24 protein-coding genes are annotated in these 27,000 nt (G+C 42.9%); 16 read left to right on the top strand and 8 right to left on the bottom strand.

The genetic code is table 11. The annotated features are described in order from the left end of the window. The first annotated feature begins 40 nt into the window (after nucleotides 1-40). The 4 genes from NO992_RS17510 to NO992_RS17495 all read left to right on the top strand — a co-directional run bounded on the left by NO992_RS17510 (nucleotide 41) and on the right by NO992_RS17495 (nucleotide 3,064). Nucleotides 41-1,258 carry a choline transporter gene (locus tag NO992_RS17510; RefSeq protein ID WP_017216891.1) on the top strand — a complete coding sequence of 406 codons (1,218 nt, stop codon included), beginning with the start codon at nucleotides 41-43 and terminating at the stop codon, nucleotides 1,256-1,258. A gap of 12 nt (nucleotides 1,259-1,270) precedes the next feature. Next, nucleotides 1,271-1,972 (top strand): TorF family putative porin, encoded by a 702-nt coding sequence (locus tag NO992_RS17505; RefSeq protein WP_371379370.1) that lies wholly within the window; start codon nucleotides 1,271-1,273, stop codon nucleotides 1,970-1,972. Nucleotides 1,973-2,073: 101 nt separating this feature from the next. Next, nucleotides 2,074-2,457 (top strand): VOC family protein, encoded by a 384-nt coding sequence (locus NO992_RS17500; protein ID WP_305775963.1) that lies wholly within the window; start codon nucleotides 2,074-2,076, stop codon nucleotides 2,455-2,457. Between the two features lie 298 nt (nucleotides 2,458-2,755). Beyond that, on the top strand, nucleotides 2,756-3,064 hold the full coding sequence (locus NO992_RS17495) for a cupin domain-containing protein (RefSeq protein ID WP_371379367.1): 309 nt from the start codon (nucleotides 2,756-2,758) through the stop codon (nucleotides 3,062-3,064). Nucleotides 3,065-3,289: 225 nt separating this feature from the next. Here the strand turns inward: NO992_RS17495 and NO992_RS17490 are convergent, their stop codons facing one another. After that, complete coding sequence (locus NO992_RS17490) at nucleotides 3,290-4,225, bottom strand: LysR family transcriptional regulator (RefSeq protein ID WP_305775965.1); 936 nt, start codon at nucleotides 4,223-4,225, stop codon at nucleotides 3,290-3,292. 122 nt (nucleotides 4,226-4,347) lie between these two features. Here NO992_RS17490 and NO992_RS17485 point away from each other — a divergent pair, with 122 nt between their 5' ends. From NO992_RS17485 to NO992_RS17475, 3 genes are read left to right on the top strand one after another with little or no spacing between them, the layout of a single operon-like run. Beyond that, complete coding sequence (locus tag NO992_RS17485; protein ID WP_371379364.1) at nucleotides 4,348-6,342, top strand: ligand-gated channel protein; 1,995 nt, start codon at nucleotides 4,348-4,350, stop codon at nucleotides 6,340-6,342. Then, nucleotides 6,342-7,433 (top strand): PepSY-associated TM helix domain-containing protein, encoded by a 1,092-nt coding sequence (locus NO992_RS17480; protein WP_371379360.1) that lies wholly within the window; start codon nucleotides 6,342-6,344, stop codon nucleotides 7,431-7,433. Before NO992_RS17485 ends, NO992_RS17480 begins: the two co-directional genes overlap by 1 nt. 2 nt (nucleotides 7,434-7,435) lie before the next feature. Continuing rightward, nucleotides 7,436-8,263, top strand: coding sequence for a DUF4198 domain-containing protein (locus tag NO992_RS17475; RefSeq protein WP_222244618.1), 828 nt, complete (start codon nucleotides 7,436-7,438; stop codon nucleotides 8,261-8,263). A 129-nt stretch (nucleotides 8,264-8,392) separates the two neighbouring features. On the opposite strand, the gene NO992_RS17470 is transcribed toward NO992_RS17475, so the two are convergent. The 3 genes from NO992_RS17470 to NO992_RS17460 all read right to left on the bottom strand — a co-directional run bounded on the left by NO992_RS17470 (nucleotide 8,393) and on the right by NO992_RS17460 (nucleotide 11,629). After that, nucleotides 8,393-9,925: an ATP-binding cassette domain-containing protein gene (locus tag NO992_RS17470; protein WP_371379356.1), complete on the bottom strand. Its 1,533-nt coding sequence runs from the start codon at nucleotides 9,923-9,925 to the stop codon at nucleotides 8,393-8,395. Between the two features lie 301 nt (nucleotides 9,926-10,226). Further along, entirely contained in the window at nucleotides 10,227-10,982 is a 756-nt protein-coding gene (locus NO992_RS17465; RefSeq protein WP_371379353.1) for a DUF3307 domain-containing protein, read from the bottom strand. 38 nt (nucleotides 10,983-11,020) lie between these two features. Then, nucleotides 11,021-11,629: a hypothetical protein gene (locus tag NO992_RS17460; protein WP_211856900.1), complete on the bottom strand. Its 609-nt coding sequence runs from the start codon at nucleotides 11,627-11,629 to the stop codon at nucleotides 11,021-11,023. A gap of 315 nt (nucleotides 11,630-11,944) precedes the next feature. On the opposite strand from NO992_RS17460, the gene NO992_RS17455 reads away from it, so the two are divergent. Continuing rightward, entirely contained in the window at nucleotides 11,945-14,080 is a 2,136-nt protein-coding gene (locus NO992_RS17455) for a winged helix-turn-helix domain-containing protein (protein WP_371379349.1), read from the top strand. A gap of 86 nt (nucleotides 14,081-14,166) precedes the next feature. After that, a complete protein-coding gene (locus NO992_RS17450; protein WP_371379346.1) occupies nucleotides 14,167-16,119 on the top strand; it encodes a fibrinogen-like YCDxxxxGGGW domain-containing protein in 1,953 nt (650 codons plus the stop codon). A gap of 332 nt (nucleotides 16,120-16,451) precedes the next feature. Here NO992_RS17450 and NO992_RS17445 read toward each other — a convergent pair whose 3' ends face one another. Next, nucleotides 16,452-18,284: a S41 family peptidase gene (locus NO992_RS17445; protein ID WP_371379343.1), complete on the bottom strand. Its 1,833-nt coding sequence runs from the start codon at nucleotides 18,282-18,284 to the stop codon at nucleotides 16,452-16,454. A gap of 293 nt (nucleotides 18,285-18,577) precedes the next feature. Between NO992_RS17445 and NO992_RS17440 the strand changes: the two genes are divergently transcribed. From NO992_RS17440 to NO992_RS17430, 3 genes are read left to right on the top strand one after another with little or no spacing between them, the layout of a single operon-like run. Then, nucleotides 18,578-19,138, top strand: a complete 561-nt coding sequence (locus NO992_RS17440) for a hypothetical protein (protein ID WP_371379340.1) — start codon at nucleotides 18,578-18,580, stop codon at nucleotides 19,136-19,138. Nucleotides 19,139-19,149: 11 nt separating this feature from the next. Further along, nucleotides 19,150-19,272 carry a hypothetical protein gene (locus NO992_RS17435; protein WP_371379337.1) on the top strand — a complete coding sequence of 41 codons (123 nt, stop codon included), beginning with the start codon at nucleotides 19,150-19,152 and terminating at the stop codon, nucleotides 19,270-19,272. A 46-nt stretch (nucleotides 19,273-19,318) separates the two neighbouring features. Beyond that, nucleotides 19,319-19,678: a nuclear transport factor 2 family protein gene (locus NO992_RS17430; RefSeq protein ID WP_017216908.1), complete on the top strand. Its 360-nt coding sequence runs from the start codon at nucleotides 19,319-19,321 to the stop codon at nucleotides 19,676-19,678. Nucleotides 19,679-19,771: 93 nt separating this feature from the next. Here the strand turns inward: NO992_RS17430 and NO992_RS17425 are convergent, their stop codons facing one another. From NO992_RS17425 to NO992_RS17415, 3 genes are all read right to left on the bottom strand, one after another. Beyond that, nucleotides 19,772-20,146, bottom strand: coding sequence for a PH domain-containing protein (locus NO992_RS17425; RefSeq protein WP_010605565.1), 375 nt, complete (start codon nucleotides 20,144-20,146; stop codon nucleotides 19,772-19,774). Nucleotides 20,147-20,536: 390 nt separating this feature from the next. Beyond that, entirely contained in the window at nucleotides 20,537-20,905 is a 369-nt protein-coding gene (locus tag NO992_RS17420) for a nuclear transport factor 2 family protein (protein ID WP_371379333.1), read from the bottom strand. Between the two features lie 24 nt (nucleotides 20,906-20,929). Then, the gene (locus NO992_RS17415) at nucleotides 20,930-21,565 is read right to left on the bottom strand and encodes a glutathione S-transferase family protein (RefSeq protein WP_371379330.1); all 636 of its coding nucleotides are present in this window, start codon (nucleotides 21,563-21,565) and stop codon (nucleotides 20,930-20,932) included. Between the two features lie 116 nt (nucleotides 21,566-21,681). On the opposite strand from NO992_RS17415, the gene NO992_RS17410 reads away from it, so the two are divergent. The 4 genes from NO992_RS17410 (at nucleotide 21,682) to NO992_RS17395 (ending at nucleotide 26,904) form a co-directional block, all read left to right on the top strand. Beyond that, a complete protein-coding gene (locus tag NO992_RS17410) occupies nucleotides 21,682-22,041 on the top strand; it encodes a MerR family transcriptional regulator (RefSeq protein ID WP_017216911.1) in 360 nt (119 codons plus the stop codon). Nucleotides 22,042-22,120: 79 nt separating this feature from the next. Next, a complete protein-coding gene (locus tag NO992_RS17405; protein WP_371379327.1) occupies nucleotides 22,121-22,693 on the top strand; it encodes an NAD(P)H-dependent oxidoreductase in 573 nt (190 codons plus the stop codon). A gap of 102 nt (nucleotides 22,694-22,795) precedes the next feature. Further along, nucleotides 22,796-23,746 (top strand): cytochrome-c peroxidase, encoded by a 951-nt coding sequence (locus NO992_RS17400; protein ID WP_371379324.1) that lies wholly within the window; start codon nucleotides 22,796-22,798, stop codon nucleotides 23,744-23,746. Further along, complete coding sequence (locus NO992_RS17395; RefSeq protein ID WP_371379321.1) at nucleotides 23,743-26,904, top strand: EAL domain-containing protein; 3,162 nt, start codon at nucleotides 23,743-23,745, stop codon at nucleotides 26,902-26,904. The genes NO992_RS17400 and NO992_RS17395 overlap by 4 nt, the downstream gene beginning before the upstream one ends. Nucleotides 26,905-27,000 lie beyond the last annotated feature (96 nt).

Raw genomic sequence — 27,000 nt, 5'->3', positions numbered from 1 at the left:
GAAAAAATGAGTTACTTCTATCAATTTTGGGAGGGTGACAATGACAGTATGGCTTAGTGCAGGCATCATTTTCACCCTATTGGCAATTGCCTTTATTTTATTGAAGTGGGGGAATTTACAGTGCGTTGGTGTTACACCGGTTAAAACGTTCACTTTTATTGCAATCTTATTTACTTCTGGCCTAGATGTTGGCCTGATCATGTTTCCGCTTACGGAGTTTGCGGGTTACGCAGACATAAAAGCAAGCCCAGAGTATGCATTTACTAATCCGCTGGCCATAGAGTTTGGCTTTTGGGGATTTTTAATCTGGGGGTTCTACTTTCTTACGTGCTTTTATTTCTGCGTAATAGAGCCCAAAGTGAAATTCTTTGAAATTCCTTGGGTTAAATTCATTAATAACCTAGTTATTATCGGTACTTGTGCGTTTACCGCATTCTTATTGTTGTCTAATCTACCTTGGTATTTACCCAGTTTAGGCGACGGTGAGTCGATTATTCCGAGTTTCTATCTGATTGTGTTTGCGGCGATTGCTTTTGCGGTTTACTCAAGCACTAGCCTTAAGTACGTGCGTTTTTTAAGTATCACGACAACATGGGTCTTTATCGGTTTAATCGCCTTTATGTGGGCGTCAGCGTTTGTTTTTGGTGACAGTGCGATGTCGAGTTATACCAATAACTTGGCGCTGATCGGCGGTTACTTTGCCAATTTAGATCAGTTTGTGTTGCCACTGAATGACTATCACGAGTTTTATCTGTTTTGGTGGTTTGCGTGGAGTATCATGATTGGGCAATTCACATCGCGTTTTGTCGGTGGTTTGAAAACCTATCAAGTGCTAGCGGCGATGTTGATTTTCCCATCTATTCCAATCGCAGCATGGTTTAGTGTGCTTTATCACTACCATGAGGCTGGGATCCCAACTGCGGGTATTAAAAACTTTGCAATGGTCTTTGTTGGTGTGGTGTTTGTGATTAACTCACTCGACTCTTTGATCCGCCTATATACAGACAACCTTAACCTCACGGTTAGCCGTTTAGGAAAAAGAAACTATATTTTATTTAATATCGTGGCGTTATCACTGCTTACGCTGTTATTTAAACTCAACTTTTTACAGATCCAATGGGTTGGTGCGTTAGTTATAGGCTTGTTCTTCTCATGTTTTGGTTACATTGCTTATAGCAAATACAAAACTGTGAGCAAGATTGATAGCTCGCCAAAAGACAACCTTATCGACTTTAGAAAAATTGAATCAGTAAACTAGGGATACAACTACATGACAACTTTAAAGAAAACACTTTGTGCACTCCCACTTGTACTGGCGTCTAACTATGCGGCGGCAGACTGGTCTGCAACGCTTACAGGTGTATCTGACTATACCTTTAACGGTGTGAGCCAAACGCAAAATGACCCAGCCCTACAAGGCAGCATCGATAAAGCCTTTGCTAATGGCGTGTATGCTGGAAGCTGGGCGTCTAACGTCGACTTTGGTGGTGACACTGAACTAGAGTGGGACTTTTACGTTGGTCGCTTTATCGAGCTGAACCAAAGCTGGAGCCTTGACTATGGTATTGCTTACTATTCTTATCATGGTGGTGACAACTCAAGCGATGGTAACTATCCAGAGATATATACTAAGTTTGGTTACGCGAGTGAGTTTGGCCAAACTGAGTTTAATTTTTGGTACAGCTGGGATTATTTCGGAACCGAAGCGGGTCACACTATTGCGATGTTAGCGCATACTTTTGAAATTGCAGAAGGTCATGCATTACGAGCAAGCTTTGATATCTCCAATTCATTGGATGGCGATAAATATACATGGGATGGTAACGATAAATCTTACAATCACTATCGTCTTGCTTATCAAACGGCATTTAAAGGCTTTGATATTGAAGTGGCGGCTGAAAATACGAGCTTAGATTGGGATACGGCTGATGAACGTATCGTACTTTCTGTGTCGAGAACATTTGATTTGTAACTCACATTAAGATGTGATGAATGTAATACCAGCCTAACCTAGGCTGGTATTTTTTTGCCTACAAGGCACAATGATTCAGTATTGTTATAAGGATGATGATTATGAATCTTAACCAAGTTACCCTGCCCGTTGATGATATGGATGCAGCTTGTCAATTCTATCGAACGCTAGGTTTTACTCAAATTGTTGATACACCTCACTATGCTCGATTTGAATGCCCTGAAGGTAATGCAACCTTCTCGTTATCGTTAGAAACGCCTCCCATCAATAATGGTGCAGTTATTTACTTTGAACATGAACAGTTAGATGATTGGGTCACTGAGCTTGAGGCCCGCGGTATCGTATTTGAGCAACTGCCGACAGAGCAGCGCTATCTGTGGCGAGAAGCCATACTGTTTGACCCCGCAGGGAACAAGATCAAATTATACTGGGCTGGTGAGAATCGACTGGATCCTCCTTGGCGTGTAGAACTTAAAGGATTTTAGTAAGTTCATTCTTGTTTATTTAATGTTAAATTTTGTTTTACAAACATTGTTAAATTGTGTAACTTTAATGGTGACTGTACAACTGGGTAAGAAGTCCGAGTGGAGTCGCTTAAGTTAGGGGATTTTTCACCAATCGCCTGATGGATTGTTTTGAAAGATTGAGAACGACGTATTGAACATTTCTACAGATCAAGTTGTACCATTCTCCCAATTTGCCGTTACCAGATAAACGGATGTGCTGTTGCGGCAAATTATTTCTCTAATCCTTGACTAATTGCTAGGCCCTAGTTTCAAGCTTATGAACTTTCTAAAAGATATTCCAGTTGATGTAACCGAAGAAATTTTTGAAACGGTGCTGTCTCATCCAAATATTCGTATTGAACGGATAGTATCAAATGGTCATACCTCGCCAAGCTCTGGATACTACGACCAAGATGAAAATGAATGGGTGCTGGTATTAAAGGGCTGTGGTGAGTTGACTTTTGATGACGGTAAAATAGTAACCTTAAAGGTGGGCGATAGTCTTAATATTCCCGCACATCAAAAGCATAAAGTAAGTTATACAGACACTTCTGAGCCAACTATATGGCTCGCAATTTTTTATTAACTAACCTGAGGTTTGGATAAGAAATGTTCCAACTCATTGTTGCTAAAGTACAACTTAGTTTTTTCCTTGTCTAGCCAGAGAGTTTTAGGGAAAACAAGGCGAATTTACGCACCAATAGCTGGCTATTGGAAGTGAATTCAACGCAGTTAGCGCTAAAACTAGCTGCTAGAAAGGCATTAATTATCCGCAGCTCAGGTTAACTACCAAAGTTCAACTGAGCGAAGCTTAGATAAAACTAAAGTCGCCAACAAACACTTGGTTATCGTTGGAAACTTGGGTAAACCACTCTTTTAGGCTTTCAATTGCAGCGGTTGTTTTTGCCGCAACGGTGTCGCGATGCGGCGTCACGGCGTAAACGCTATATTTTTGTAATGACCACTCAGCACATAGCCGTTTTAGCCTCCCTGATGAAAGGTGATGTCTAATTTCGGGTTCAGGTAATACCCCATAGCCAATGCCATCTAGAGTGAGCTGAATGCAAGCCTGCATATTATTCACCATAAAACGCGCTGTTGGCAGTGCCACTTGTTGATGAGTTGGTTGGTGGCTCAAATGGTAAGGGTTTTGTTTACTACTCGAATGACCAATCAAGGCGTGAGGCGCTAAGCTTTCAGGATGCGATATATTGAGTTGTGCCAGTGGATGATGGCAACTGACACAGGGGATCAGTTGCCAGTCAGCAAGGTGACGGGCAATAAGGTTTGAGTCCTGTAAAGGGCCTATACAGATAGCCAAGTCGACGCCCTCAGTAATGATGTCAATGGGCTCATCGGTTAGGATTAAATCGACTTTTATTTGTGGAAACTGCTCACTCAAGTAGCGCAGAGGCTTACTGAGTAGCCCGCCTCCAAACCCGATGGGGGCAGAGATCTTCAATATGCCAGAAGGCGTATGTTGTAATAACTCGAGTTCATGCTCCGCTTGCTCTGCGGTTTGCAGTATTTGTATCGCGGATTTGTAATAGATAGAGCCCGCTTCGGTGAGCGTGAGGTTACGAGTATTTCGATTAAATAAACTTAGGCCTATGTCTTGCTCTAATTTGCTGATCTGCTGGCTGACGGCCGAGGTGGTCATATGCAATAAGTCAGCGGCTTTACTCATACTGCCAGCTTCTACTGTTTTTGCGAACACTTTAAGTCCGCGAGTCAATTTCTGATTCATTGTTAAGACCTACTTAAAATACCTTTAAGAAAAACCGCATTGCTCCAAAATACGCAATCATCATACCATTACAAATGAAAATAATTGTTATTTATCTTGTATTCTATCATGGAGGTTTCTCGATGTTGATGGCCTGTCGTAGTTTGGCGCCACTCTCTTTAGCTGTTGCAGCTGCCCTGCCTTTTTCCTCACTTGCGCAAAGTGATGCAAAATCAGAAATAAAAGAAGAGGTGGAAGTGATCGTCGTATCCGCTTCTGGATTTGAGCAACTGCTAAAAAATGCCCCGGCGTCTGTTAGCGTTATCAATCAAGAAGTGCTACAGCAGCGCTTTTATCGAGATCTTACCGATGCCATGACAGATGTTCCCGGAGTTGTAGTAACTGGAGGCGGAGACAGGGAAGATATTAGCCTTCGCGGCATGGGCAGTCAGTACACGCTTATCTTAGTCGACGGGCAAAGACAAAGTTCGCGTGAGACTCGGCCAAATAGTGACGGTCCTGGTGTTGAAGGTGCATGGACGCCTCCTGTTGCTGCCATCGAACGTATCGAAGTTGTGCGCGGGCCTATGTCCTCGTTGTATGGCTCTGATGCAATTGGCGGCGTAATTAACATTATCACTAAAAAAACGCCTGACGAGTGGCATGGAGAAGTTAGAGTTGACGCAACCAGCCAAGAAAACAGTCGCTCAGGTGATATTTATCAGGCAAATTTCTTTGCTGCAGGCTCGCTGATCAAAGATACCTTAGGGGTACAAATTTACGGCCAAACTACGCACAGAGACGAAGACGAAATCGTCTCTGGCTTTAGAGGTCGGGATGCAGATACGCTGAAGGTAAAACTGGCCTATACACCATCAGATGAACACGAATGGTTATTGGATTATGGTATTGCTTCACAAACGCTTGATGCAACGCTCGGCAAAACGGTGGCAACGCTTGCGCCAGGTGAGCTGTGTGGCCGTCGTGGCTGTCCTGAGTCCACCACAACCGAATACGATAGTGAGTCAATCTCTTTGACGCATAACGGTTACTGGTCATTTGGTAGCTCTCGTAGTTACTTAAAACATGAAGAGTTTGATAATAAATCCCGTGAGATGACGGTCAAAAACGTAGACTTTCAGTCTCTTTGGACGTTACCGCTTGGCGAGTTTCATACTAGCTCAATCGGTGTCGCTTATCTCAATGAAGATTTGACCGACAAAACCAGTAACCGCATTAGTGATTTGCAGCAAGTCGACAACGATCAATGGTCGGTATTTGCTGAGGATGAGTGGCGCATCGTTGAGCCATTTGCCCTGACTATGGGCCTACGCTACGACAAAGACGGTAACTTTGGCGGCCATGTTAGCCCGCGCTTATACGGTGTTTATACTGCATCAGATGCGGTGACCGTTAAAGGTGGGATCTCAACCGGCTTTAGAGCGCCGAACTTGCGTCAAAGCACGGCGGCGTGGGGCCAAGTGAGTCGTGGTGGTAATATTTATGGTAATCCAGACTTAAGCCCTGAAACCTCAATTAATTACGAGGTAGGCGTATACGTCGAGCTTGCTAAAGGGATCAGCACCTCTGCAACGGTATTCTATAACGAATTCGACGATAAAATTTCACGGGTTTCGTGCCCACTAACTCAATGCACGGACGGCCCTAATGAATTTGGCTCGTTACCGACAACCTATGTCAACGTTGATGAAGCCGTAACCCAAGGTGGTGAAATTAGCTTCTCGGGTCAATTGACGGAAAAACTAAAGCTTAGCGCAAACTATACCTACACAGATTCGGAGCAAAAAACCGGAGTGTATGCTGGTAGTCCGTTAAACCAGTTACCTAAACATCTGTTCCAAACGTCGCTTAATTATCAGTATTCTGATGAGCTGAGCACGTGGTTACGCTTCCATTATCGTGGTGAAGAAAGCCAGCCTGTAACAGGACCTTCGCAAAGTAGCTTAGTCGCACCTTCGTATAACCTAACTGATTTAGGTGCAAATTATCAGCTGAACGAAGCGATCAAGCTTGGATTTGGGATTTACAACCTCTTCGATGAAGAAATTACTGAAGCAGAATACGGCTACTTTGAAGATGGTCGTCGCTATTGGGCTTCATTGGCGTGGAGCTTTTAATGACACGAGCTCGCTCAGCGGCTAAGTCGTCGAATCGGCGACTTAAAAAGCTGTTTGATTGGCGCACTTGGCATTGGATGAGTTCTGCCGTGTGTTTGGTGGGAATGCTGCTGTTTGCCGTGACTGGGATCACCTTAAATCACGCAAGCCAGATAGAAGCTACGCCTACCACATATGCTAAAAAAGCGGTGCTGCCAAGTGCTCTGTTGACCCAGCTTAACGCAGCAGCAGAGCAAACAGCGCTGCCACACAGCTTTCAATCTTGGTATCAGTCACACACAGGCGCGGCGTTACCTGCACTACAGCAAGTGCAGTGGAGCGAGTATGAATTGTATGTTGCGCTGCCAAGAGCAGGTGGCGATGGCTGGTTTAGCATCGCCCTTGATAGCGGTGAGTTTTATCAAGAGATCACGGATCGCGGTTGGGTATCATACCTTAACGATCTTCACAAAGGACGTAATACAGGATTTGCATGGCGTATGTTTATTGACGTGTTTTCAGTAGCTTGTGTAGTGTTTTCACTCACAGGGTTATGGCTTTTATACAAACATTCTCGAGGAAGAAAGTCGACTTGGCCACTCGTCGCAGCAGGCTTTGTATTACCTGTTTTAGTGCTGATGGTACCCGCACACGCTAAAGCTGATGAAGTTGAAATCACGATCCCGCGTTTAAACGTTGCGGAATATCATCCACCTTATGTAGCAGTATGGCTGGCAGACAGCAAACAACAGCGAGTTGCCGATATTGCCGTTTGGTATGACGTTAACATGGCGGATAAAGAAGGTGAAAAGTGGCTAAAAGACTTACGCCTTTGGTGGCGTAGAAGCGGCCGTAGCCTATCCATGCCTGTAGATGGCGTGACTGGTGCGACAAGACGTCCAGGTACAGCAAAGATTGATTTAACCCCTTGGCGCGACGAGTTTAAAGCTTTACCTGCGGGTGAATACACGCTGTTTGTAGAGGCTGCTCGTGAGCTTGGAGGTCGTGAAGTATTGAAACTGCCAGTGACCTTACCTATCGCTGCGCCTGTCACTGTGATTGCAGAAGGTAAATCTGAACTCGCTACAACAATTTTAACAATGGAGCCTTAATCGTGAAAATTTCAACGTTAGTTTCTGGTGTCTTAGTTGCCTTAGCTGCATATAGCCCGTTAAGTGAAGCACACCGAGTATGGATAAAGCCAAGTACCACCGTGGTGTCTGGTGACAGCGAATGGATCACGTTTGATGCTGCCATCGCCAATGGGATCTTTAACCCAGATCATTATGCTTATCCACTAGAGCGTCTATCTGCACTGTCTCCTTCTGGTAGCAAGGTTGAGCTTAAGAACGCCGCAAAACTTAAGTATCGTAGTGTGTTTGACATTGAGCTCAATCAGCAAGGCACTTATAAAGTGTTTAATCAAAGTCGCTCGTTGGTGGCGCGCTGGACTGATGAAAACGGTGAAAAGCATTATTGGCCAGGACGCGGAAAAATTGGCTCAGTAGAAGCCTTTAACAAAGAAGTGCCAAAAACGGCAAAAGATTTAAGTGTGACCGACGTTGCAAGACGATTAGAAGTATTTGTAACTTTGGGCGCACCAAATAACACTGCGCTTAAGCCAACCGGCAAAGGGCTAGAACTAAACCCGGTTACTCACCCTAATGATTTGTACACCGGTGAACCTATTACCTTGCAGTATACGATGGATGGTGAACCTGCCAAGGGTGCAGAAGTGATAGTAGTACGTCAGGATGAAAAGTACCGTGATAATAGTCAACCAAGCAAATATACAACGAATGCCAAAGGTGAAGTGACGCTAACGCTATCTGAGCCAGGCATGTATTGGTTTGAAGTGGAATATGAAGACGACAAAGCACAAGCACCCGCCACAAAACGTGCCGGCAGCTATGTCACCACCCTCGAGGTATTACCGCTTTAACCCATCGTCCCCATGTGGTTTGAGACGTGCAGTCGTCTCAGCCCATTTAATTTAGTGGTCATAACAGAGACGCCACTAAGTGCCCAAAGGGGGAGGCGTTCCTTCCTCCCCCTTTTCTTCCTTCTATGACTATTGATCACGCAGCGGTAGAACTTTTATGTTGGTAAGCTGAGTGCAAAAATACTCATTGTGAGAGACCAGTATAAATCCACAAGGAAGCTGATTAAGCATGGCAGCAAGCTCTTTTTGTGCTTCGAGGTCGAGGTGATTATCCGGCTCGTCAAGCAGTAAAAAGCCTTGCAGTTGCACGGCCAGCACGATGGCCGCTTTCATTCTCTCGCCACCACTGAGACTCGTGATAGGTCCTGAAATCTTATCTAGACTCAGACCAACGCTTGCAAAGCTGGTGATTAAATTATGATGTGGCGTGTCAAGTGAGCGCTCGGCAATATCTAAAACGCAAGGGCCCTGCTCAAGCCACGCGCAATGCTGATCTAAGTAAACACATGTTATTGGGCGTTGGATTTCTCCGCGCTTTAACTCTAGCTTACCTGCAAGGGTTTTAAGCAAGGTCGATTTTCCGATGCCATTTTCTCCAATTACCCTGAGCTTTTGTGTTGTATCCGCAAAAAGGTTCACTGTCTTTTCCGGTCCAAAGCACAATTCGGCTTCGCATAAGCGGATCTTTTCTTTCGCTCGCAGAGCTGAATTAAAATGAAACTGTTGTTTGTCTTCTCGATAGTAAACTGCATTTTTCTTAACTCTATCTTGAGCTTGCTGAATTTTATGGGTTTGTCCGGCATGGCGCTTACTTCCTCTGTCTGACTTAAAGTCAGTAACCAGTTTACTTTGGCTACCAGCGCGCACTTGTGCTTTTCCTTTACTGGCCTGCCGTTGATGTTGCAGAACCGCTGCAATCATGGCTTGTTTAAGTGCTCTTTGTGCTGCGCGATTTGCCAAATGTTGTTGTTTTTGTCGAGCTTGAGTTTGAAGGAGTGTCTCTCTGAAGGCGTCAAATCCAAGCGAGTGATGAGTTAGCTCCCCTTGTTTTATGTGCAGTATATGGTCGGCTGCATCCAATAAAATAGGATCGTGTGTGACGGCAACCACACCATGTTTGTGGTGCTTTAGCTGCTCAGCTAGCCAGTGCTTATTGACGCTGTCCATGTGGTTACTCGGCTCATCCAGTAATAGGATTGCAGGCTGAGATTGTAGTATCTCAATATAAACTCGCATTCGCTCTCCTGGACTAAGCCTTGTAAAGGGGGTTTCCAAAGTGAGTTCTAGCGGTGCAAGTGTTGCTTGCCAAGTTGATTCTAACTGCCAATCATCTGAGATTAAGTCAAAATCCTGCTCAGAGGCTAACCCCTGATGGGCTCGATGCAGTGCTGCTAGCTTCTCTTCAAGCCCAAGTAGCTCAGAAACGGTGGTAAAGCGGTTAGTCGCATCTTGTGGGAGATAAAAGCATTTCCCATGACTTTGGCGCTCGCCCGAGGTTGGAGGCTGTTCACCGTATAAGACTTTGAGTAAGTGTGATTTGCCTGCCCCATTTGGGCCTGTTATCGCAATAAATTGTCGCTCTATTGTTAAGTCGACATCGCAAAATAAACACTGACCATTTGCAAGTGTCAAGCTTGCTTGTTTTACCTGTATCCAAGGCATAATTACTGCTCCTAGTCGCAGCAGTGCAAAAGGCTAAAGGCACAAAGACTCGTAAAAGCCATAAACAGTAAAATAGAAAATGAGAGTCTATAGATTAGTCTGAGAAGCCTCAACGATAACCATAAGCCTTGCACTGGAAATTAATAATAAGTTCGTCAGTTACAAAGGGCTTAGTTATTCATTGTGATGGCAACTCCTAATGAGGAAATAAAACGAATAGAGGCAAATAATTAGCGGTAAATATTGCCTACGTTTATTTTGCAGGCACTAGATTAAATGTCAAGGCGTGGAATTGATTAAATTACAATTGAATGGGCATAAATGGTTTGATTAAGGCGCCGAGCACAAGGGCCTGCAATACACTGACAAGCGTGCCCAACATCACGTATTCGGTGAGCTTTCTGTCTTGGCTTTGGGTTAGATCACCAAAGCGAAATACCGATTTAGCGGCGAGAATAAAGCCGATAGCAGCCCAGCTATCCAGTAACACGCAGCTCAGTAGTAATACACGTTCAAGTTGACCAATTAAACTTCCTGCTTGCGGCAGACTATCAAGAGCGGAATTATTGAGTTGCCAACGCTCAAGCAGCATGCTGGTGAATATCGATGCAGGATGCAATACCATTAAATAGCCCACAACCAGTATTAGCAGCTGGACATTGGCAAAAGGCTTGGTAAAGGCACTGAGGGCAATCTCAGGCTCTGCAATTTGCCAAGTGACGGCCACTAATATAGTGATATGTGCACATTGGTCTAGCACAAAAGGAATAACGCCTTTGCTAGAATAGGATTTAGCTAAGTCGATACAATAGTGGCTAATACCTACCGCTAGCGCAAAGAGCAGCGCATTCCACTGTACTCCCCAAAACAAAGTCGACTGCCAAAGTAGGATGATTGCAAGTGCAGCCCCGCCATGCGCCACACTATGCCACAACAACTTGATGGACTTATAGTGGCGGGTATTTCTGTCATGCACCCAGCTCATAGGTTGGAGGTAAAAGTCAGTGATTGTGTGGCCTATTACTAACCACAATAACAATACTTGCCATTCGTTCATTAAGTCCACCTCGTGATATGTAAGTGTTGAGCATTCGACTATTGGTGCGAGCGTGCAATTGCTAAAAATTGATCTAATAAAGTGTAGTGTGCGCTATTGAGTAATTTAGTCACGTTCACCCGACTGGTGTTGAGTTGTTTTGCAATATCGGCATGGCTCAACTTAGGGTGTGAAATATGAATAAAAGCGGCCTCTGCTTGTTTTTGGGTTAAGTTCGAAAGTAATAAATCCACAAATGCCAGATTTAGTGCAAAGTGGGCATTGCTGCCATTGTTATACCTGAGTCTTGCTTGTCCAATTGCGTCCAACCCTCGGCCTGCAAGTACTAGCGCAGCACCTGTTGCGGTTGATAAATCTGCTGCTGTGATATTAACTTCACCGACCGCGAGGCTGAGTCTGGCATCGCTATGTCGGCTAATTAAAAACAACCGTAGCTGTAATGCTACATTGAACAGTTTCGTAGCATCTGGCAACACAAGCTGAAAACCGTCGCCGCGGTAAAAACTATAATAGCCCTGCTCCGCAGTCGCGATTTCAGCTAAGTAATCCTTTAACTCGCTTTGCAGCCTTGTAAGTTGTAGTTGTGACAGTGATTGGGAGCCGACAATGTCTGCTGTGATCACCGCACCTTGAGGTATTGACGTCATAAAAGTAACTTAATTTGGTTACATTTAAGTATGTAACTAATATTGGTTACATTTATTTTGGTCTGAAGTTGGATAAAAAGCAAGCAGCCGGTAAGTTTTGTTCACTTTAGTAGTATTTTACCAAAGCGAACGTAGGTATGGAGGCAGATAAAGCTTCCATAGATGTGAGAAATAGACGTTTATCAACAGTCCTTAAGCTTACAGGTTGATAAAGTTTAAGTTTTTGATTTTGTTTATTTTTACCCTGCTTATCCTTATACTGATAATTATAATAATTGGCGTTGTTAGCGCGTGCGATAGGTACTCTGGGAATTTATGGTAGAACAATATTGGGTTGGTGACTTTTTTGTAGATTTATCACGTAACCAGATTTCACACCAAGGTGAATGTCAAACACTGGCACCAAAGGCTCTGGCGGTACTCACTTGCTTGGCTCAGAATCAAGGCAAAGTGATGAGCCTTGATACCTTGCTCGATACAGTATGGCCAGATACGGTAGTCTCTCCTAATACTTTGCAGCGTAGTATTGCGCAATTGAGAAAGGCGCTTGGGGATGATGGTAAGGTGCAAGGTTACATCCAAACGCATGCTAAAAAAGGATATAGCTTAGAGTGTGAAGTACGTTGGGGGGAGCAAACGAGCGAGCTGACGAATACTGAGCCGCAACTTGAGGTGATGCCAGTCCCTGAGCCTGAAGTGCAACAAGATAATCACCTCAATCAAAGTCAGAATAAACATAAACTCAGTCTTTATGTGTTTGTTTTACTTGCCTTCACTATTTTGCTCGGGGCTATCGGTTATCAATATTTTTCCATCAAAAAACCTTCACCACTGATCTTTGATACTTTGCGCTCATTGACCGCAACTGACGATAAAGAATTTGATGCAAGCTATTCCCCTGATGGTCAGTACATTGTTTTTCACCGCTATTTAGATAAGTTTTGCGATAATAAGATATGGGCAAAAAAAGCGGATACCCAGCAAGAGATCCTACTCACAGAGCGCTTTGGAGCATATGGCAGGCATAGTTTCTCAAAAGATGGTGAGCAGTTACTGTTTTTGGCCACCGACGCTTGTAGCGAGCCCGTTACACAAAAGCGCTGCTACGACCTTGTAACACTCGATTTTACTAAAGCATTGAAAAGCCCTCAGCAGCCAAAAGTTATTCTCCAGTGTAAAAACTCAGTGGTTGATAAGCCTATCTGGCTGAACGATGGCAATGTGGTATTGAAGCAAAAACAAGGCGAGCGCTGGAAGCTGATCAATTATTCCATAGATGACGACAGTGGTGTCGACCTTTATACCGTAGAAGACGGGACGTTGATTGATTACGCCTATTCACCTCAAGATGATTTAATCGCGGTCAGTAGTATTCATGCTGATGGCCTACATTATATCGATATGCTAAAACCCGACGGTGAGTTGATCTCTAGCCATCAGATCCAGCGGCCGCCGGAAATTACTAAATTTCACGATATCTACCCAAGTTTTGACCCACTCAACCAACAATTGATTTTCAGTACCGGACGTCAGCTATTTAGCCTGACTTATGAAGGACTTGTGAGTAAAATTCAATTGCCGTTTTCAGATCGAATGAGGCAGCCCGAATTTCGTCCTGATGGCAAAAGTGTACTGATGATCAAAGGGCCTTACGACGGTGATATCGTCAAATTACCACTGACACAGCTATCACAAGGCGCTCAAACATATACCAGCTTTGCACGAACCAACCTTGGTGAAGATCAGGCTGTTTTTCAGCCAGATGGAGACTTAGTGGCATTTTGGTCGGAGCGCTCTGGTACTGAACAGGTGTGGCTAAGCGATGGCAATAACACGCGACAACTGACTAATTTCCCGTTAGATACTTTTATTCGCGGGATCCACTGGGCCGAGGATGGTCAAAGCATATTGGTCAGTGCCAGTGGTGTACTGACACAAATTACTTTAGATGGTAGCTTGACATCTTACCCGCACGCCTACCCTGTTTTACGCTTATATCAATGGAAAAGTGCAAAACAACGTGCGCTAACACAGATTCGGGTAAAGGGAGAAATGAAGTTAGCTGCTTATGACTTTGCTCAACAATCGTTTGAAATACTGACGCAGCAACCTGTGCTGTGGGCACTTGAAAGTGAACACGGTAAAATTGTGTATAAGGATAGACTTGATCAGTTTTGGCAAATCGGCGCTGTTGAACCTCAGCGGATCAGTGCACTAAACAATCAAGGCGGCAGAGGAAAATCTTTTGTAATGCGCGGCAATGGGATATATGGCGTCAATGAAGACAATCAACTCTGGTCCTATGATTTAGACAAAACGTCGTTTAGCATACTCGGCGAAGTGCCTACCAGTGTCGACTATCTCACCGACATTAACGACAACGATGTACTGTTGATAAATCGAATATCGGCCAAGAAAGAAGTGGTGGAACTGACTGTCTCTAGTAAATAATAAAATAAGAACACAAGCTAGACTTTGGGTCTCGTAGTTATTAAATTTTCTGAAGTTTATTAATATTTTTAACATAAGGAACTGTAGTGAAAAAGTATCTCTTATTGATTTCATTTTCAATGACTTTAATTTCAAATGTAAGTGCTTTTACGTTAATTGACAGCGTTAAAGTATCTAGTGAGAAAGTGACTATTCCGATATTTGGTTATGATGATCCGGTTGTCTTCGCTTCGATCCCGTCATACAAAGATAGTGAGCCAGGTGTAATTTCTATCTCTAGTGTGTCGAACTCTAGTTTTGAAGTCTTCTTTGATGAATGGCCTTACCTTGATGGAGCGCATAGTGAGGAAAATGTGTCATTCCTTATTGTTGAAAAAGGTCGGCATCAATTTGAAGACGGTAGTATATGGGAAGTTGGTGAATTTGATTTATCAGAAGGGAATGCTCAGCAATTTTTCAGTGAGAGTTTTCCGCATGCTCCACATGTATTATTAAGCGGACAGACTCAAAGTGCTAAGGAGGCTTACTCATTACGAGTGTCTAGTGTTTCGGCTTTAACCTTTGGTGTTACAACTAATCGTCAAGAGCAAGAAAGTACCAAGCATAGTAATAGTGAGAAAGTCGGATATTTAGCCATATACAGCCAACCTAATAATGGACTCACAGACAGCGGATTGGCTTATTCTTTAAATCAACAAGCAATTAATCAACATGGCTTTCAAACTATAAATGGGAAGCTATTAGTACAAGAAGAACAGTCAAAAGATGTTGAAACAGAGCATTTACTGGAAACGATAAGTTTACTGACGATTAAAAATCAAACTTTTGCTCAGGATATTACTCATTACGGAAAAGATACAATTGCTCTTCGGTTGGATACTGATAGCAGCTTTGAATTAGATCCTGGTGATTCAACAGGTCAATATGGAAATATAGCCTTAATTGGAAGTAATGGATTAGACGAATCATCATACTCGGCCAGCCAGAGTTATGGTTTAGATAGTGCTTCAGGGGCATTTGACGGTTATAACAGCTCATCCAAGGTTAATATTGATGCGACCTCAAAGATTAATAGGGGGATTTGGCTGACGACTTCTGTACAGGAACATTGGCTGCAAGTTGCTTTTAATCGTCAAGCGTACATTACCTCATTCAGAGTTATGTTGTATCCAGGTGCATCAGATCCAGGTATGGGCGTCAAAGATGTAACGTTACAAGTTTCCGATGATAATATTAATTTTATTGACCATGAGTCATTCTCGCTAGTGAAAAGCTTGGATCAGTTAATTGAACTTACAGAGCCTGCTGTTGGGAGATTCGTGCGGTTGAAAATACATTCAACACAAGGCCACAGTTACAGAGCAATAGGTGAACTGGAGTATTTCGGAGGGTTTATCTCTAGCACTACAACGGAGCCTGAGCCTCCATCAGAAGTTACAGGTTCCACATGTGCTGCTTTAAAAGAACAAAACCCAAATATAGCATCGGGTATTTATGAAATAGACCCTGATGGTAACGGAGGTATATCACCATTTTTAGCCATGTGTGAAATGGATGTAAATGGAGGTGGCTGGACATTAGTTGCTCACCACAAAGACGGACTTGAAAGTATTGTTACATCTTCACCTGTAACTGCGAGCGAACCTGGCGTTCTTTCTAGCGAGCAGTGGCTAGCCGTCAGAAATAGCATGTCAACAGGAATGATGTTTATAGACGAGCATTCAAAAATCTCCTTTATTAATGAGTCTAAGCTTAATAGTGGGAATTGTGTAGCGTTGAGTCAGAGCAATGATTTAAGTCAACCTATAGTCCCATTTGACACTGGAGTTTTATGGCAGAATGAAGGTACTGGATGTAGCCTTTCAGGCTTGGATTACTCTTTTATAAGTTTAAGTATTAAATCTACAAGTCGTGGCGACAGTTATATGAGGGCTGGATCTTCTTTATATCAACACAATGTTAAGTTTGATTTATGGCCGTATAGTAATGGTGTTTATAGTGGCTATGAACAAAATACATTGCTTTATTACATAAAGTAGACATAGCGTTGTGTTTTATTTTATATGGGCTAGAACATACTAACCTTTGTAACCTTCGCCTATGGTTATGATTCTAGCAAAAAGACCATTACGTATTTTATTTAAAGCTTAATATCAGCGTTTTAGACAAGAGTTAGGACAATTGATCGCACAATACAAAGGCTATGGGTTTGTACTCGGCTTTTTATCTGCGAACAGAGCGTACGGTAAGTTGATGTGGCGCTAACTCCTCGTTCTGAAGTTAGTTCATAAAGTTTGGGTCCACTTAAAAGCTAATTACCTGTTGTCATAGCTTTTAAGCGGACCATTCAATTAAGTGAGCTGTTATAAGACTAAAATTCTGATTTTAGAATATCAATGGCACGCTCTACTTGATTGTCAGTACCATTGATAATGCTTTCTCTGGTTCTTGGCACTAAATAATCTGGCGCAATACCTGCGTTTATCAAAGGGTCACCATTATGTCGGTTCGCGAGCATACCTGTGTATTGGAACTCAGCACCTAGATTGCCCTCTTTTAAACCGCCAAAAAACGGAACCCAAAAAACGTTACCATTAATCCCTGAAGTGTGCTCCCCTAAGATTGCTAGGCCGCCACTACGTGCAAATACCAAAGCATGTTCATTCTGACTGATACTTCTTCTAGAAGAAAGTACTATGGATGGAATTGAAAGTGGGTTGGCATCTCGATGAATTATTTGCTGAACGGGGTAGAGCTTTTTATCTTTTTGATTTGGTGCTCCTTGCCATAATAGTGCCAAAGTATCATTGGTCGCATCTTGTTTGATAAACCAGCTTAATACGCTTCGCCATCCGTCCCAGCTTTGTGGGTAATGGCGAAAGTCGATTACAACGCCATGAGCATTTTTTAACGCTTCTTTTATCGCATTCAAGTCATCTGGTATAACGTTATAAATATTGATTTTATATATATTGTCGCCTAAATCTTCAATTTTTGACGTTGAATGGGGGGTGTAAGGTAATCCGATCAAAGGTTTTACTTCACTCTGCTCTAGCGGTGTTATATTTACCTGAAAAATCTCCCCCGCCGGTTTTTTAACGGTAAAGTTAACAGGGGTCTTATCTTTAAAATAAACTCCTTGTCTTGCAGTGTGGCTCAACCTATGTAGTGTATTTTTAAGCGAGTAAAGCGCTTTCTTTGATAGGTGTTCTATTATATCTTCACCATTAATAGTAAGTACTTCATCTCCAATTTCGATACCAGTTTGCTCATCTTGTTGAACTCTCGTTACAATGGCTTTTCCCTCTACGATCTCGTAAAAAAAAGTACCATAGTACGCGTCGCTAACCGTAAACATATCAGGAGTCTTAACTATAATGTGGTTGTCATTCAATTTAGTGAGCTCGGTTTTAATTAGCTGTAACCTTCGCTCTGGCTCTTCAGTTTTGCAAGCGGTTAGTAACGGGATAAGACTTGCTGACCAGTCAATATCAATCTGCTCAAAGTAAGGCCAGAAATGTTGAATATTGGCCCACATTCCCGACACGGTAGCCATACAAGCTTCGGTACGCGCGAAGTTAGACTCAATCTGCCAACGGCCTAATTGAGTGAATGTACCACCAGAGAGTTCAGTTTTAACGGGCAGGTAGAGTGGTAAGTAGAGGGGACTTTGATAAAAGTTAAGAGTTACAAATTGCTTGCTGGGGGCGTATTTCTCCTCTTGAATTTCAGCTAACGTAGCTGATACTAGCAACCGTGTATAGACGCTGAAATGCGCAGACGCATTTTGTATCCAAGTATATGTTTGCGTATCAGGGAGCAATTTTGGGATATGGTTTTGTTGTGTAACCAAGTAAGGTGCAATTTGCCTTATGAGTTCAATCCCCTTTTCTTTACGCTCTTTACTTGGTGTTTGGTTTAATTCGACAATGCTTTCCGCAATGAAAAGTGACCAATCCGAGCCTCTTACCTCGGCCGATGGATAAAAATACTGAACAGCATGCGCTAATTTAACAAACTCAGAGACATCATCGATAAAGCTTTGGTCGAAGCTCACATCAGGAAGGGGTTTGGGTGATGATGGTAAAGGCGTATTTGTTGGAGGCTTGTTAGAGGTCACATTTGTTGGAGTTGTATTATTTGTGTCACTGCCACATGCCGTCAGTACAAAACATAAAATTATGCTAGTAAGTTGCTTTATCATTTTTATATCCTTATGAATTTTTTAGGTACAAGTTAGCTGTTATTTGAGCAGCTGTAAACTTTTAAGGAGCAAATGGGTAAGTTTGAATTGGCAAACGTGTAACTACATTGCCTATTTTACTTTTATTAATACAATTCATTTTCAGTGTTTAAATTCATTAAAGCCAGTTGAAATTTGGTAGCAGGAGCATGTTTATTGTTTCATGCGAGTAATCAATTAGGGGCAGAATCACTTTGACTAATTAAAGTGAGACGTATACCTTAAGGCTGTTGCTGAGATGGAGACGGGATTTAATGAAAGCAATTGAGGGTAAGGAAAATGCGGTCGATTTCATTGAAAACTATAAGTTTGACGAAGCTGTGCTGGAGTGGTTTGACTGGTATATAGAAACGCACTTTGAATATAAATTATCTGATGATGAGATCCAGGTGGTCGTTGAGGGTCTAAAAGACTATCTAATATTTGTGGTTATTTCACCAAAAGCAGTTGCTGCAGCAAGCAAATTAGTTGATGAGTTATTCCATGCATTTATTTTGCATACAGAACTATACCAAGTATTTTGCAAAGGTGTTGGGCAGTTTATACATCATTATCCAATTAGAAAAAAAGTGGTTCTCGGGAATGAAACTCCACTAGAAAAGATTGAATATAATGATCATTACCAATCCATAATAAGAACATACTGTCTAGCTTGTCAGGCATCAGAACTCGATCCGCTAACCACTAATCAAGTTCCCTACCTATTTAAAGTCGATTCAATATTGCCTGAAAAACACGCCGTCTTATTCGACATCAAGTTTTTTCAATCTGTATTACCTAAGTTAGGTGTACATAACTTTATAATTCAAGAGTAAAGGAGATAGTCATGTCATATTTAAAAAATTGTGCTAAGCGTAATGAAGCTGCCCATTCACAAGTTGAGATTGAGCTGACGAAACCTAAAAAGTTTGTAGATGTATGCCTAGCAGGTGTTTGGCCTCGAAAATAAGTAGCCCAGAAGCAAAGCCGGTTTATGCTGGCTTTTTGGAAAGAGTATGCTGGATAAAATTGAAGCTTTAGAGCGAGCGTTACATTCGCCAGAGCTACGAAAAAATATTAATCTGATCTCGGACTACATCCATGATGAGTTTTCAGAAAGTGGACTATTTTGTGATGGTATGACAAAGGATGACATTATTGAAGGCTTGAAGAGTGAAGATCTCAGTGAGCATAAAATAATTAGCGAGGATTATAAGTTAGTTGAGCAGTGTCCCAATAAGGTTGTGATTGAGTACGTCTCCGCACTGGAGAATACCTTGGGTGAGAGGTCATATGACGCACTAAGGCAGTCTATTTGGTATTTATGTAGCGATGAAAAATGGCGCTTGATAGGTCACTCTGCAAATTTGTTATAATGCCAAGCCTGCACTCTATTGATAAAAGAGTGGACGAATATGTGTGGAAGAAGCACGCATCCTGCGTGCCTATTCATAGTTAACTGCATGTGGCTATAAACAATATTGTGAAATGATCTGATATACTTGGTTGATATTGTCGCCCGCTTTAAATTCTTTACTAATTGGTGTTGGATCTGAGCCAATCCATATTTTTAGTTCCGCATCGAGGTCGAAGTGACCCGCAGATTCTTTGCTGTATTTTGTGATTTTGCTATACGGAATGCTGAGCATTTCTACTTTGCTGCCCGTCATGCCTTGCTTGTCGATTAAAATTAGGCGTTTATTGGTAAAAATAAACAAGTCGCGGATCACCTTGTAAGCTTGTGCAACTTCTTCTCCAGCAATTAATGTATCTGCTAATAACTTATCTACTTCGCTACTGTCTACTTCACTTGCATTACCGAGTAAACCACTTAATAGTCCCATTGTTGTTCTCCGTTTTATTTCATTCGTCTTGGACCGATCGCAAGATAGTGCTTAGGTCGAAATGAATTAATGATGAAAGTGCAAAACCAGCATAGGAAAGCACGCTGATTTTGCCAAATAAATAACCTGAGTTTGGATAATTAATGCCTTTCTAGCAGCCAGTTTTAGTGCTAACTGTGTTGAATTCACTTCCAATAGCCTGCTATTAGTGCGTAAATTCGCCTTGCCTACAGGATGTAGGTACCAGGGCGGTAGCAGGACGCGAGAGCGGAGTTATCCCTAAAACTCTCTGGCTAGATAAGAAAGTTATTTAAGGTGAGTTTAAAACAATGAATTAGCCCATTCCTTATCCAAACCTCAGGTTAAATAACCCGAGTTTGGAGTAAGGAGTTAGCTTATATCTCTTATCAAACAAATTTTGCCATCGCGAAATGCAAACTCTGAACGGCCTTGCAAGGAGATGCTTTGCCCAGCTTTCATGCCATTGGCTAAGTCTTGGGCTAATTTCGCTTTGTAGCTCACATGAACAATAAACAGATCATTGTCTTGCGTGGCGGCGGTTAAAGATTGATTGCGTTCGGAAAATAACTTAGCAGACTGATTTGCTAATTCTGCAAACTCCATTTTACTGGTTGTACGCGTTGTAATTTCACCATTGGCGAGATTCTCAAACACGACATCATCCGTGAGTTGAGCTAGCATACCCGGAATATCAAAATGATTGTACGCAGAGATATAGTTTTTCACTAAGGTTTCCATTTTTCCTCCTTGGTGTAATGGATGCTAATAAAAACTTAGATCGGTTTGTTCAATTTCACACACTCTTTTTACCACTTTTTGCTGTGCCATCATTCGCATAAATCGGCCCAAATGCGTATAGTCTTTTGGCGCAGTATTAAACCCACTTGCCCAATGAGCCAGCATAAATAAATAATAATCACAAAGCGTGAGCTGTTCATCAACTAAGTAGGTGTGTGTTGCCAACTGCTTGTCGATGAGTGCAAACATGTCGCCGACTCGTTGCTCCGCGGCTTGAGAGATGGTCTTGCTGTTCACTGGTGACAGCTGATATTTTTCAGGATAGAAATACAGCATGAGTTCTGGCTGAACCGTCGTGGTTAAATAAAAAAGCCACTGATAAAACGTGGCTCTCTGTGGGGTTGCTGGCGCTGGGATAAGCTGTCCTTCAGGGTGCTTTTCGCATAAATGCAAACAAATAGCTGCACTCTCGAAGATGATTTGGTCACCGTCGACCAATGTCGGGATCCGTCCTGTTGGATTGAGTTCTAAATAGGTCGCAGACTTTTGTTGTTGTGTTTTTCTATCGACCAAGAGCAGTTCTTTTTCTAGTTGTAGGTGCTCGAGTACGAGATGCGGTGCCCAACTGGCATTTCGGGGGTAGTAAAATAACTGATACATCTTTTGCTATTCCTTGACGATACTTTTTGTTAGCGTGTGGCTGGTTTACTGTTGATAGTTACAACTTTTTCGGAGGCTGTAAACCGCTATTTTGCTTTTAGTAGGGAGAATCAAAAATGTATATTGGCAAGCTGTCAAAGCAAACTGGGCTGTCAGTCAAGACTATTCGCTTTTATGAAGAGAAAGGGCTTATTCCTACCCCGGAGCGTGTTGGTAAGTATCGCGTCTATTCTCAAGTAGATGTCGATCTGCTGTTATTAATAAAAGAAGCAAAATCGCTCGGCGTGTCGATTAAGCAATTACAGCAGGTGATTGAGATTAAAGGGCGGCAAGTCAACTGGGTCGAAATCAACATATTTTTAGTTGAACTCAAAGTATTTTTCATAGAGCAAGTTGCGCAGCTTCAGCAAAAAATACAGCGTATTGAACATTGCATCGCATCGCTTGATGAATGTCCACAGATAAAACTATCCTAGTCTCAGGTAGAGTAACTTGACTCTCCCGTAAAGGGGAGACAGTACACTCGTTTCTCAGTCATGTGATAAGGAAACGACGATGAAAAAAATACTGCTACTAAACGGTAACCCCAAAACCAAAAGCCTTTGCCATGCTATCACCACAAGTTACGAGCAAGCTGCAAGCACCCAACATCAAGTACGCAGAATGGATCTTAGTGAGATGCACTTTGAAATCAATTTGATGTATGGCTATGAAGCGAGCCAGATATTAGAGCCATGCCTCAAGCAATTCCAAGAGAACTTACTGTGGGCGCAGCACATTGTGATAGTAAGCCCAATTTGGTGGTTGGCGTTACCAGCCAAGCTCAAAGGGCTAATAGATAGAGCATTACTACCAGGCTTTGCTTTTAAATACAGTGAGGCCGGCACTGAAATTGAAAAGCTTCTACCGCATAAAACCGCGAGAGTTATTCTCACCTCAGACACGCCGCAAACTTATTTGGAAGAAGTTGCTGCAGGGCTTATGGCTCAGCTAGAACATGGGACATTGGGATTTTGTGGTATAGAGCCAACTCAACATACGTTATTTGGCCCTGCGTACTTAGCAACTCCTGAGGTAATTGATAACTGGCTGAGTGAAGTGACAAGTTTAGCCGTGCGGGGCGAGTGAATAGAAACACACAACTTCCATTGCTAAGCTTATTTTAAATCAAAATTTGCAATGCCGAATGTTGCTATCTTTTACACCAAGATGGCAACTTGGGCGGAGTGTATGCGAATTTGGAGTTTATTACTTTTTGCGTTTCCATTATTGGGAGCTGCAAATGATCCAATTCTGCCTCTTGAGCCTGCAATAGGGCTTGATACCGATAAAGTCACCTTAGGCAGATCACTTTTTTTTGATAAGCGGCTTTCCCGAGGAAGCCAAGTTAGCTGTGCGTCATGCCATCAATTACGCAGCCATGGCGCGGATGTAAAGCCCCTTTCCAGTGGGATTAATGGCGCACTCGGTGAGCTAAAAACTCCAACTGTTTACAACGCGGCTTTAAATATTCGTCAAGCTTGGGATGGCCGGGCGCAATCGCTGTATGATCAAATCGACTCACCCATCTTAAACCCAAAAGAGCATGATATGACTTGGCCAGAGGTCGTTGCTAAGTTAAATCAAGATAAAACGCTGGTCGCGCAATTTACTAAAGTGTACTCGCAGGGAGTAACGAAACACACGGTAAAAGACGCAATAGCGACTTTTGAAGGGTCGTTAATCACGCTTAATGCGCCGTTTGATTTATGGCTTAAAGATAAAAGCATAGGTTTACCTAAGTCGGCTATTGCCGGTTATGAGTTATTTAAACGGTATGGTTGCATTAGTTGTCATCAAGGACGCAATGTTGGTGGCAATATGTTTGCCAAAATGGGCACCTTTGGTGATTATTTTGGCGATAGAAATACACCAATTCAAAAAGCGGATTATGGTCGTTTTAACGTCACTGGCAATGAGCAAGATCGTTTTGTGTTCAAAGTACCGAGCTTGCGACTTGCTAGCAAACAAGCATACTTTTTTCACGATGCTAGTCATAGCAGCCTAGAAGCCGCCGTTGCGACCATGGCCAAATACCAACTTGGCCGCAATATCTCCGACTCCGATATTAACAAGCTAGTTGCCTTTATTGACAGCCTAGCAGGACATCACCACGAAATGGATTTGGAAAACCACGAATGAAGAATAAGGCCTTCATTGGTGTGCAAGCGTTACTGCTGTGCGCGCCAATTGCGCTTTTTGCGTATTTTTACTCGCAGCAAGAGCTCAGCAGTCAAACACACCAAGCACGAGTTACCCTGCTCTTTGAAGCCAAGAGTATTGATGCCAAACTGGATGCCGCGGTGTTACAAATGCTTAGTGCACAGCTCAATCAATATGATGAGTTAGCGCGATTAGCACATGCAATCGACGCTTTGAATACACCAGAGCAGGATGCATTATTTGCAGAAGCCACGCCCGACATTCGACAGCAATTTGATGCCTATCGTCAGCTACTCAGCAATAAAGTATTGCAAGTCGAATCCATTAAAACAGCGGCAGCAAATATTAAAAACAGCCTGCTTTATCTCCCCGAGTTGCTAATCGAGCTGGAGCAGAGTGAGCCCGAACTGGCAACCCACGCCAATAGAATGCTTGCTAATTTAATGTTGGGTCAGCTCTATGAATTTGTCGCAGAGCCTTTAATGACCATCAACTCTGAAAGTGGCTTAGAGCAGCTTATCTATCAGCATTTTAAAGTTGCTCTTGCTAACAGTGCAGAATTAAAAAAGGCAAAACAACGCTTTTTGTCTTTGCCGAGTGACCAAGCTTTTTCAGCGCTTTACGCGGCATATAGCCAGCACCACAGTGAAACCATAGAAAAAACCAAGCATCAAAGTGAATTGCTTTTACTGCTGACCATTGTGCTATTTTTGCTCTTGATTGTGTTTGCAAACCGGCTTTACGTGGCCAAAAATAAAATTCTGAGCACCAGCCAAACTTTGTCCGATGCCGTAGCGCGCTTAACCGAAGGCTTTGCTCTTTTTAGTCGCAGCGGTAATTTGCTGCTCTGTAACAGTGCTTGGCGTAATCATTTCGCAATTGCTGATAGCGAAAAAATGCCACGCAAGCTAGAAGAGTGGCAGCAGCAGTTTGGAGAAATTTTTAACTCTGATGCCAATTTGCATCAAACTGAATCTGGCGCTTGGTTACAAGTAAAACAAACGAACACGCACAACAATGGCCAAGTGTTTGTGAGTGTTAATGTCTCCCTTTTTAAACAAGCGGAAGAAGAGCTTCGCAAGTGGGGCCATGCCATTGAGCAAAGCCCCTCTTCTATTGTGATCACCGATCCTCGTGCTCGCATTGAATACGTTAACCCTAAGTTTGAACAAGTTACTGGGTATTCACTTGAGGATGTGAAAGGACAAACACCCAAAGTACTAGGCTCCAAACAAGGATTTACCGACTACAAAACGCTGTGGCAAACCATCAAACAAGGCAAAGTCTGGCGTGGTGAGTTTTACAATCGCCGTAAGTCTGGAGATTACTATTGGGAGTACGCGTCTATTTCCCCGATTAAAAACCAGCAAGGGGAAATCATTAACTTTATTGCGATCAAAGAAGATATCACAGCACAAAAAAGCGCAAGTGCACAGCTTAAGACCGCAGCGGCGGTATTTAATGCAACCCAAGAAGGGATCATGACCACCAACGCAAAACTTGAGATCACTGCGGTCAATCCTGCTTTCACCAAAATTACTGGATATGAAGAACATGAAGTGCTCGGCCAACGACCTAATATTTTAAGTTCAGGTAAGCATGACAAACATTTTTATGAGCAGATGTGGAGCACCCTCAACTCGCACGGACAGTGGGCAAGTGAGATCTGGAACAAGCGTAAAGACGGTACGTTATATCCAGAGTGGCTAGCAATCAGTGTCGTGCATGATGACAAAGGGCTAGTGCAGCAATATGTTGCCATATTGTCTGATATGACCGAGCGCAAAGCGCAAGAAGAGCAGATTGAATATCAAGCCTATTACGATGTGTTGACCGGACTGCCGAATAGAACGTTATTACTTGAGCGCATTGAGCAAGATATTAAACGCATGAGCCGTACTCATCATCAAAGTGCTGTGTTATTTATCGATTTAGATAGGTTTAAGCGTGTCAACGACACCATGGGTCACGAGGCCGGAGACGCCTTACTTATCTCCGTAGCTAAGCGCTTAAACGGCCTGCTGCGTAAAAGCGATACCTTGAGTCGCTTTGGTGGAGATGAGTTTGTATTATTATTGAGCCAAATTGCTCACCCGGATCATGCTGCCCAAGTAGCTGATAAAATTGTCAAAGCACTGAGCGAACCATTTGTGATCAACGGCTTTGAGGTATTTACCGGGGCAAGCATCGGGATCGCGATTTTACCAAGTGATGCAAAAGATCAAAAAGAGTTATTACGACTTGCCGATTTAGCCATGTATAAAGCAAAAGAGGCGGGGCGCAATCAATATCATTTCTTTGCGCAAGAAATGCAGCAACAGGTGAATCGTCGAGTTGAGCTGGAGCAGCTGCTCCGAGCTGCGCTTGAACATCAGCGCTTAACTGTACATTACCAACCTATTGTTGATACGGTGTCGGGTAAATTATATGGTGTCGAGGCGCTCATGCGCTGGCCAACTGATTTCGGCCAGTATATCTCACCTGCTGAATTTATTCCGGTCGCTGAAGAAAGCGGCCTTATTGCTCCTCTTGGTGAGTGGTTACCTGCCAAGGCATGTAATGACATTCGCAGGTTAAATAAAGCGCTTGGCATGAACTGTTATTTGACGGTAAATGTCTCGAGTCAGCAGTATCGACTTGGCTTTAACGCCACTACCATTAAGCAAATCATGCAGCAATCAGGCTTTCTTCCAGAGAACCTAACGCTTGAAATCACAGAAAGCATCTTACTTGAAGATGATAAAGCCGTAACCGCTTGGTTACAAAGCCTGCGGGCAACGGGAGTCAACTTAGCAATCGACGATTTTGGCACTGGCTACTCTTCGCTTAGCTACCTTAAACGCTTCCCTATCAATATATTAAAGATAGACCGAGGTTTTATTCAAGATATAGATCAAAACCAAGATGCGGCCATTTTGGTCAACGCGATTTTGTCGATGGCAGAGAGTTTATCACTCAAGGTGATAGCTGAGGGCGTAGAACAACAAGGACAACTAGATTGCTTAAAAGGCTTGGGCTGTCAGTATGTGCAAGGATACTTTTATGCCAAACCAATGGCGATTGAGGGATTAATCGATTGGGTTGAGCAATTTGCCATTGTATCGGAGCGAGCATCTCCTAAGTTATGGTTGGATTGAGGTGTGTGGTTGTTAAATTGCAGTATGGAGTGATGTGATCCAATTAGAGCTGATATCTGGGCTCGTAAATGGGTTCCCAATCAAATGACAATCCAT

This window comes from Pseudoalteromonas sp. DY56-GL79 (genome assembly GCF_041414765.1).
Classification (GTDB): domain Bacteria; phylum Pseudomonadota; class Gammaproteobacteria; order Enterobacterales; family Alteromonadaceae; genus Pseudoalteromonas; species Pseudoalteromonas piscicida.
Note: the sequence above shows the minus strand (reverse complement) of the source record. Positions and strands in the feature narration are given on the sequence as shown.